The organism is Pseudoroseomonas cervicalis ATCC 49957 (assembly GCF_000164635.1).
GTDB lineage: Bacteria > Pseudomonadota > Alphaproteobacteria > Acetobacterales > Acetobacteraceae > Pseudoroseomonas > Pseudoroseomonas cervicalis.
This window is the reverse complement of record NZ_GG770779.1, coordinates 96,779-102,613: the sequence shown is the minus strand read 5'-3', so window position 1 is coordinate 102,613 and position 5,835 is coordinate 96,779. Positions and strand designations below refer to the sequence as shown.

Here is a 5,835-nt window from a genome sequence, read left to right as displayed (position 1 = left end):
CGGGCGCCCGCTCCTCCGTGCCGCAGACCGGCGCGGCGCCGGGGCCGTGGTCGCAGGGTGGCCGGACGGGGGGCAGCAAACCGCGCGGCCCCTGGGGCTAGGCCGGGCGCCCACCCCGCAAAGACCGCTCCGGCTGGACATCGGAGCGGGCCTTCGCGCCCTCAGTCGCGCGGCGGGACGGTGTCATGCTGCGGCAGGCCATCCGCGATCCGGTAATAGTCGCCCTTGTCCGCGACGTAGATGTGCAGGCTGGCAGAGGTCCGCGTCGGGCCGTCGAAGGCACCCATGGCCACGGCGATCCGGTCCAGATCCGACCGGTCCCAGAACAGGGACGATCCGCAAACCGAGCAGAAGCCCCGCCGGACCTTCTCCGAGGACTGGAACCACGCAATGCTCGCCCCGCGGGTGACCGTCAGAGCGGCCCTCGGCACATCGGTGGACGCAAAGCAGTGCCCCGACTGCTTCCGGCACATCCCGCAATGGCAGAAATTCGGCTGCGGCAGGCTGCCCGCAACGGTGAAGGTGACCGCCCCGCAGAGACATGAACCGCGATGCACCCGCTCGCCCCCTGTCTGCGCGCCCGCAGGATAGGGGCGCCTCGCCGGGGAGCATGGCAGCGGCGACGCATGGCCCGCAACACCCTCCGCCCAGGGGCGGACGCCGCCCTTCCGGCCTCAATCCGCCGGCGCTGACAGAGTGACGCCCAGCGCGCGCAGCGAGTCGCATTGCGCCTGCGGCGTCGCCTCCCGCGCCACCGAGAGCATCAGCCGGCGCAGCCAGGCATGGCCCTGGTCGGCCTCGAAGCGGCGCGGGAAGATCATCGACAGGCGGGTGTGCGGCACCGCCACCGGGCAGGGCCGCACCACCAGCCCATGCGCCTCCGCCAGCTGCTGGGCGAGCCGGGCGGAGAGCGTCATCACCATGTCGGTGCGCTTCAGGATGCCCGGCACGGCGGAGAGATGCGCCACCACCGCGCCCAGCCGGCGCGGATGCCCGGCCTCGCGCAGCGGCCCGTCCAGCGCCCCGTCGCGCGAGCCGTTCGGCGAATGCAGCAGGTGCGGCCAGGCGGTGAAGCGCTCCAGGCTCATCTCCCCCTCGGCCAGCGGGTGGCCGGGGCGCAGCAGGGTCAGGAAGGCCTCGGGCAGCAGGCGCAGGCGGGTGTAGAGCGCCGGCGGCTCACCCAGCATGCCCACCACCAGCTGCACCTGGTCGGATTCCAGCATGCCCATGGCGTTGACGCGGTCGGCATGGCGCACCGCCAGCACGCAGCCCGGCGCCTCGCGCGCCAGATGCTCCAGCAACGGTGGCACCAGCACCGCCTCGGCATATTCGGACAGGCCGATCGGGAAGACGCGGTCGGCCGTCGCCGGCTCGAAGGGCGCGTGTACCGCCAGCGTGTCGCGCAGCCGGTCCAGCACCTCGGCCACCGGCTGGGCCAGGGAGAGGGCCAGCTCGGTCGGCTCCACGCCGCCGGGGCGGCGCAGGAACAGCTCGTCCTTCAGCGCCAGGCGCAGCCGGGCCAGGGCGTTGGAGACGGCGGGCTGCGACAGGTTCAGCCGCTGCGCGGCGCGCGTCACATGCCGCTCGCGCGCCACCGCGTCGAACACCCGCAGCAGGTTCATGTCGAAGCTGGAGAGATCGGCCATTGATGCCGCCAATGATGGACGTTCACGCTCGCGCTTGGAAGGGCGGCGCCGCGCGGGGCTACACCGCGGTCAACGGCGGCCGTCGGGGCCGCCCCTTCCGCAACGAGCCACCCCATGACCCAAGACCGCCTCGCGCCCTACGCCACGCTGCTGCTGCGTGTCAGCCTGGGGCTGATGTTCCTCGCCCATGGCTTCCTGATGAAGGTGCTGACCTTCGGCCTGTCCGGCACGATGGGCTATTTCGGCAGCCTGGGCTATCCGCCGGTGTTCGGCGCCATCGTCGCCATCGCCGAGACGCTGGCCGGCATCGCGCTGATCCTCGGCGTCTGGACCCGCGCCGTCTCGCTGCTGACCCTGCCGATCCTGATCGGCGCGCTGCTGCAGCACACCGGCAATGGCTGGGTGTTCAGCGCCCGCGGCGGCGGCTGGGAATTCCCGGCCTTCTGGATCGTCGCCATGCTGGTGCAGGCCGGGCTGGGCGCCGGCGCCCATGCGCTGGACCTCGGCCGGCTGACCGGCCGCCGCCCGGCCATCGCCTGACGCGCCGGGCCACAGGCCCGGACATGACAAAGGCCGGGGCGGTTCGCCGCCCCGGCCTTCTTTTTTGCGTCCGGCGGTTCCCCGCCGGGCGTGGTTCAGCGCACCACGCGGGTGGTGCCGTCCGGCAGGTATTCCAGCACCACGCCGCCGCCATTGTAGGCGCCATCGCCCACGCCCTGCTGCGGCAGGGTGACGCCGGCGAAGGGCTGCGCCGGGGTCGGCACCACATTGGCACCGCCCATCGGCGCCGCGCCGGCCGCGCCCGGCGTCATGCCGGACATGCCATAGGTCGAGGCCGAGCCGGCCACGCCCGGCATGGCGCCGCCCTGCTGCATGCCATGCTGGCCCGGCGCCGCATGCGGGCGGGGCGCGGCCATCGGCATGCTGCCGGCGGGCATCGGCGCCGCCTGCGCGGTGCCGGCCGAGGCCGGGTTGTTCATGCCGCTCTGCGGCATGGTGGACTGGGTGGTGGTCATCTGCGCCTGGGCGACGCCGGCGCTAAGCGCCAGGGCGGCGGCGGCGAGGGTCAGGGGGATACGGGCCATGTGCCTTCTCCTTCGTCTCGGGCCCGGGGGCGCGGTGCCGCCGGGCGGGTCGGGCCCGGCCAGGCCGGGCGGGCGTTGCAGGCTCCGGCAGGGCGCCGGACTGGCCAGAAGAACGCGCCCTCGCGGCGGCCGGTTGCAGGCCCGGCCGGGGACCGGTGCCGGAAAACGGTAACAAAAGGCGACGGCCTCGCCGGCCACGGCCCAGCAAAAAGGCCCGGGGGATCGCTCCACCGGGCCTGGTCCCTGCCGCCCGGCGCGAGGCCGGGGCGGGTCTCTTACAGCTCGCCGCCGCGGCGGCCGGCCATGGCGCCGAGGCGCAGGCGCAGCGCGTTCAGCTTGATGAAGCCCTGCGCGTCGAACTGGTCATAGGCGCCCTGGTCGTCCTCGAAGGTGACGTGCTTCATCGAGTACAGGCTGTTGGGCGAGGTGCGGCCGGTGACGATGGTGTTGCCCTTGTAGAGCTTCAGCCGGACGGTGCCGGTGACGCTCTTCTGGCTCTCATCGACCATCGCCTGGATCATGCGGCGCTCGGGCGCGAACCAGAAGCCGTTGTAGATCAGCTCGGCATAGCGCGGCATCAGGCTGTCCTTGAGGTGCGCCACCTCGCGGTCCAGGGTGATGCTCTCGATGGCGCGGTGCGCGGCGTGCAGGATGGTGCCGCCCGGGGTCTCGTAGCAGCCGCGCGACTTCATGCCGACGAAGCGGTTCTCCACCAGATCCAGCCGGCCGATGCCGTTCGCCTTGCCCAGCTCGTTCAGCTTGGTCAGCAGCGTCGCCGGCGACAGCCGCTCGCCATTGATGCCGATGGCGTCGCCGCGCTCGAACTCGATGGTGATCTCGGTGGCGACGTCCGGCGCGTCCTCCGGGCGGATGGTGCGCTGCCACACCAGCTCCGGCGGCTCGTCGCCCGGCTCTTCCAGGATCTTCCCCTCGGAGGATGAGTGCAGCAGGTTGGCGTCGACCGAGAAGGGCGCCTCGCCGCGCTTGTCCTTGGCGATGGGGATCTGGTTCGCCTCGGCGAACTCCAGCAGCTTGGTGCGGCTGGTCAGGTCCCACTCACGCCAGGGCGCGATCACCTTCACATCCGGCTTCAGCGAGTAGTAGCTCAGCTCGAAGCGGACCTGGTCGTTGCCCTTGCCGGTCGCGCCATGCGCCACGGCGTCGGCGCCGACCTGCTCCGCGATCTCGATCTGGCGCTTGGAGATCAGCGGCCGGGCGATCGAGGTGCCGAGCAGGTAGCAGCCCTCATACAGCGCATTGGCGCGGAACATCGGGAAGACGAAGTCGCGCGTGAACTCCTCGCGCAGATCGTCGATGAAGATGTTCTCTTCCTTGATGCCGAGCAGCCGCGCCTTATCGCGGGCCGGGCCCAGCTCCTCGCCCTGGCCGAGATCGGCGGTGAAGGTCACCACCTCGCACTGATAGGTGGTCTGCAGCCACTTCAGGATGACGGAGGTGTCGAGCCCGCCCGAATAGGCCAGCACCACCTTCTTCACGTCCTTCACGCGCATCGATCGAGGTCCTTGAGACGAGGAACGGCGCCGCGCGGCAGATCAGGCGTCGCGCGGCCCGGAAAACGGCCCGGAACATGCCCGCCCCCCCCCGCCCTGACAAGTTTCTTTCCTTTCTTTCGGCTGCCGGTCATGGCTGGGACGACGGGTGCTGCACTCGGCCCGTGCGTTTGGGCCCGGGCTTGCCTTGGGGGTGCGCATGTTTTGGGGGGTGGCGCTTGGCGCCGGCCTCATGTCCCGCCCTCACTGATGGCGGGGTCCGGGGGAACCCTGTTCCCCCGGCGGAGGGGTCTGGGGAGGCAGCGCCTCCCCAGAATTCAGGCCGCCGCGGCGCGCCCGGCCTGCGGGTCCAGGCGGTAGCCGCCGCCTTCGGTCAGCAGCAGGGCGGCGTTGGTCGGATCGGGTTCGATCTTCTGCCGCAGCCGGTAGATATGCGTCTCCAGCGTGTGCGTGGTGACGGCGGCGTTGTAGCCCCACACCTCGTTCAGCAGGATCTGCCGCGCCACCGGGCGGCCGCCGGCGCGGTAGAGGAACTTCAGGATCGCCGCTTCCTTCTCGGTCAGGCGGATCTTGCGGTTCTTCACCGTCTCCAGCAGCAGCTTGGCCGAGGGGCGGAAGGTGTAGGGCCCGATGACGAAGACGGCGTCCTCGGAATTGTCGAAGACGCGCAGCTGCGCCCGCAGCCGGGCCAGCAGCTCGGCGATGCGGAAGGGCTTGGCGATGTAGTCGTTCGCGCCCGCATCCAGGCCGCGCACCACATCCTGCTCCCCGTCGGCGCCGGTCAGCATGATGATGGGGATCTTCACCCCCTCCTGGCGCAGCTTGGCGCAGAGCTCCCGCCCGTCGCCATCCGGCAGCCCGATATCGAGCAGCACGGCGTCGCATCGCGAATCGGCCGCCAGCAATTGCTGCGTGGCCTCGCCGGCGGTCGCCGCCTCGAGGGGCGCGAATTCACCATCCAGCGCCAATTGTTCGGACAAGGTGACGCGCAGCGCGTCATCGTCATCCACGATCAGGATCGGCCGCGGGCCGGTCATGCGATCTCCCGACATAGCCTGAGAGTGTTCATGGCTTCTACCTCCCGGAATCAGCCGGGCGGCCGGAAGGCCACCAGCCCCCTATCGTGAACGCTGCCGCGCCATCCGGCAAGTCCCGGGGCGGCGGCGCTCGCGCAGGAGTCATTTTCACCACATCCCGGAGAGGGGGGATGGCAAGTCGCGCCGGCGTGCCACATGTCACGCCACGGCGGAGCTTGCATCCCACCCCGTCCTGTCGGAGGGGTGGGGCGGCTTGCCGGTCTGCATCGGCACCCACAGGACGCCAGGGAACCACAACGGATGAGCAGCATCGGACAGGCCGCGCCGGATCTGCGGCATGAGGCGGAGATCGGCCCCCTGGTGCCGGACGCCGCCTCGCTGGCGCTGCGCGCGGTGCACCGCGCCGCCAGCGACCTGCGGCGCGGCACGCCGGTGCTGCTGACCGGCCCGCACGGTCCGCTGCTGGTGGCGGCGGCCGAGACGGTGGGCGCGCGCGGCCTGGCCGAGCTGGCCTCGGGCGGGCGGCAGAAACCCGTGCTGCTGCTGGCGCCGATCC

The 5,835-nt window shown here is 71.6% G+C and carries 6 protein-coding genes and 1 pseudogene; 2 read left to right on the top strand and 5 right to left on the bottom strand.

All coding sequences use genetic code 11. The annotated features are described in order from the left end of the window. Nucleotides 1–161: 161 nt before the first annotated feature. Nucleotides 162–557, bottom strand: coding sequence for a GFA family protein (locus HMPREF0731_RS11740; RefSeq protein ID WP_040613055.1), 396 nt, complete (start codon nucleotides 555–557; stop codon nucleotides 162–164). 117 nt (nucleotides 558–674) lie between these two features. Beyond that, on the bottom strand, nucleotides 675–1,646 hold the full coding sequence (locus HMPREF0731_RS11735; RefSeq protein WP_007004346.1) for a LysR family transcriptional regulator: 972 nt from the start codon (nucleotides 1,644–1,646) through the stop codon (nucleotides 675–677). 114 nt (nucleotides 1,647–1,760) lie between these two features. Between HMPREF0731_RS11735 and HMPREF0731_RS11730 the strand changes: the two genes are divergently transcribed. Further along, a complete protein-coding gene (locus HMPREF0731_RS11730) occupies nucleotides 1,761–2,186 on the top strand; it encodes a DoxX family protein (RefSeq protein ID WP_007004345.1) in 426 nt (141 codons plus the stop codon). Nucleotides 2,187–2,281: 95 nt separating this feature from the next. Here the strand turns inward: HMPREF0731_RS11730 and HMPREF0731_RS11725 are convergent, their stop codons facing one another. From HMPREF0731_RS11725 to HMPREF0731_RS11715, 3 genes are all read right to left on the bottom strand, one after another. Continuing rightward, the gene (locus tag HMPREF0731_RS11725; protein ID WP_007004344.1) at nucleotides 2,282–2,731 is read right to left on the bottom strand and encodes a hypothetical protein; all 450 of its coding nucleotides are present in this window, start codon (nucleotides 2,729–2,731) and stop codon (nucleotides 2,282–2,284) included. Between the two features lie 275 nt (nucleotides 2,732–3,006). Then, on the bottom strand, nucleotides 3,007–4,242 hold the full coding sequence (locus tag HMPREF0731_RS11720; RefSeq protein WP_007004343.1) for an argininosuccinate synthase: 1,236 nt from the start codon (nucleotides 4,240–4,242) through the stop codon (nucleotides 3,007–3,009). A 317-nt stretch (nucleotides 4,243–4,559) separates the two neighbouring features. Beyond that, nucleotides 4,560–5,279: a response regulator transcription factor gene (locus tag HMPREF0731_RS11715; RefSeq protein ID WP_007004341.1), complete on the bottom strand. Its 720-nt coding sequence runs from the start codon at nucleotides 5,277–5,279 to the stop codon at nucleotides 4,560–4,562. Nucleotides 5,280–5,579: 300 nt separating this feature from the next. Between HMPREF0731_RS11715 and HMPREF0731_RS25380 the strand changes: the two are divergent. Continuing rightward, nucleotides 5,580–5,835 (top strand): annotated as a pseudogene (locus tag HMPREF0731_RS25380) (GTP cyclohydrolase II); the annotation flags it as partial.